The sequence below is a fragment of the Sediminibacillus sp. JSM 1682029 genome (assembly GCF_041366435.1).
GTDB classification, from domain to species: domain Bacteria; phylum Bacillota; class Bacilli; order Bacillales; family Amphibacillaceae; genus Sediminibacillus; species Sediminibacillus terrae.
The window spans coordinates 1-1637 of record NZ_JBEWYY010000021.1 but is presented as its reverse complement, the minus strand read 5'-3'; the positions used below and the strand labels follow the sequence as shown (position 1 = coordinate 1637).

Annotated in this window: 9 tRNA genes and 2 rRNA genes; all 11 read left to right on the top strand. The window is 50.9% G+C overall.

Annotation, left to right across the window (positions count from 1 at the left end):
• Positions 1–212 precede the first annotated feature (212 nt).
• Positions 213–328 (top strand): 5S ribosomal RNA (gene rrf, locus ABVF09_RS19765).
• 4 nt (positions 329–332) lie between these two features.
• A tRNA-Val gene (locus tag ABVF09_RS19760) sits at positions 333–408 on the top strand.
• Positions 409–411: 3 nt separating this feature from the next.
• Positions 412–487, top strand: a tRNA-Thr gene (locus tag ABVF09_RS19755).
• Between the two features lie 26 nt (positions 488–513).
• A tRNA-Lys gene (locus ABVF09_RS19750) sits at positions 514–586 on the top strand.
• 175 nt (positions 587–761) lie between these two features.
• Positions 762–842: transfer RNA gene (locus ABVF09_RS19745), tRNA-Leu, on the top strand.
• A 5-nt stretch (positions 843–847) separates the two neighbouring features.
• Positions 848–922, top strand: a tRNA-Gly gene (locus ABVF09_RS19740).
• Between the two features lie 15 nt (positions 923–937).
• Positions 938–1023: transfer RNA gene (locus tag ABVF09_RS19735), tRNA-Leu, on the top strand.
• Positions 1024–1029: 6 nt separating this feature from the next.
• Positions 1030–1106 (top strand) — tRNA-Arg (locus ABVF09_RS19730).
• A gap of 4 nt (positions 1107–1110) precedes the next feature.
• Positions 1111–1187, top strand: a tRNA-Pro gene (locus ABVF09_RS19725).
• Between the two features lie 14 nt (positions 1188–1201).
• A tRNA-Ala gene (locus ABVF09_RS19720) sits at positions 1202–1277 on the top strand.
• Between the two features lie 148 nt (positions 1278–1425).
• Positions 1426–1637, top strand: a 16S ribosomal RNA gene (locus ABVF09_RS19715); the annotation flags it as partial.

The following is a 1637-nucleotide window of genomic DNA, read 5'->3' as shown; positions in this document are numbered from 1 at the left end:
GAAAAGGCTGGTTTTCAGCCTTGTAGAGGAATTGCTTATACAGCGAGGACCTGGGAGTCGGAGCTGGATTAAAGCACTAGCACGTGTGAAGTTCGTTGATGTCTTCCTTCTTATCTAGTTTTGAAGGAACAAGTATTATATACATTAAAAAAAGCCTTGCTTTTTGGTCGTAATGTTTATATAATATATCTTGTCCTTAAAATTACATATTGTCTGGTGGCAATAGCGGAGAGGCCACACCTGTTCCCATGCCGAACACAGCAGTTAAGCTCTCCAGCGCCCATGGTAGTTGGGGCTTTGCCCCTGCGAGAGTAGGACGCCGCCAGGCATTCGGAGGATTAGCTCAGCTGGGAGAGCACCTGCCTTACAAGCAGGGGGTCGCAGGTTCGAGCCCTGCATCCTCCACCATTTGCCGGCCTAGCTCAATTGGTAGAGCAACTGACTTGTAATCAGTAGGTTGGGGGTTCAAGTCCTCTGGCCGGCACCAGTTTTTCTCTATTTTTGATTAATCATGAGCCATTAGCTCAGTTGGTAGAGCATCTGACTTTTAATCAGAGGGTCGGAGGTTCGAATCCTCCATGGCTCATCAAGGCGGTTATGGTTCGGATTCTCACCTGCGGTTCCCCTTGCCTTTATCACCATTCAGTGATGCAAGGACTAGTCTGCGGCGTCGGAATCCTCCATGGCTCATCAAACAAGTTACGTGCTGGATTTCTTTTGTGAGTTAAATCCGGCCCATTCTTTTCAATTTATTATATTGTGCGGGTGTGGCGGAATTGGCAGACGCGCTAGATTTAGGATCTAGTGTCTTCGACGTGGGGGTTCAAGTCCCTCCACCCGCATTAACGCGGAAGTAGTTCAGTGGTAGAACACCACCTTGCCAAGGTGGGGGTCGCGGGTTCGAATCCCGTCTTCCGCTCCAGTTCTTTCATGCCAGGCCGGGGTGGCGGAATTGGCAGACGCACAGGACTTAAAATCCTGCGGTAGGTTTCTACCGTGCCGGTTCGAGTCCGGCCCTCGGCACTTAGAGCGCCCGTAGCTCAATTGGATAGAGCGTTTGACTACGGATCAAGAGGTTAGGGGTTCGACTCCTCTCGGGCGCGCCATTATCGGGAAGTAGCTCAGCTTGGTAGAGCACTTGGTTTGGGACCAAGGGGTCGCAGGTTCAAATCCTGTCTTCCCGACCATTATATTATATAGAGGGGCCTTAGCTCAGCTGGGAGAGCGCCTGCTTTGCACGCAGGAGGTCAGCGGTTCGATCCCGCTAGGCTCCACCATTTTGATCTTTGAAAACTGAACAAAACAACCAGTATGTCAAGCAAGATATACAAGCTAGTTTTTGAACGAGCAAGCATCAAATGATCGTCGATTAAGTTCGCAACGTCCTGTTGCAACATCGACATCAGCACATCCATGTGCAAGTCTTTTATGGAGAGTTTGATCTTGGCTCAGGACGAACGCTGGCGGCGTGCCTAATACATGCAAGTCGAGCGCGGGAAGCAGGCAGATCCCTTCGGGGTGAAACCTGTGGAACGAGCGGCGGACGGGTGAGTAACACGTGGGCAACCTGCCTGTAAGATCGGGATAACTCCGGGAAACCGGGGCTAATACCGGGTAATACCTTTCTCCGCATGGAG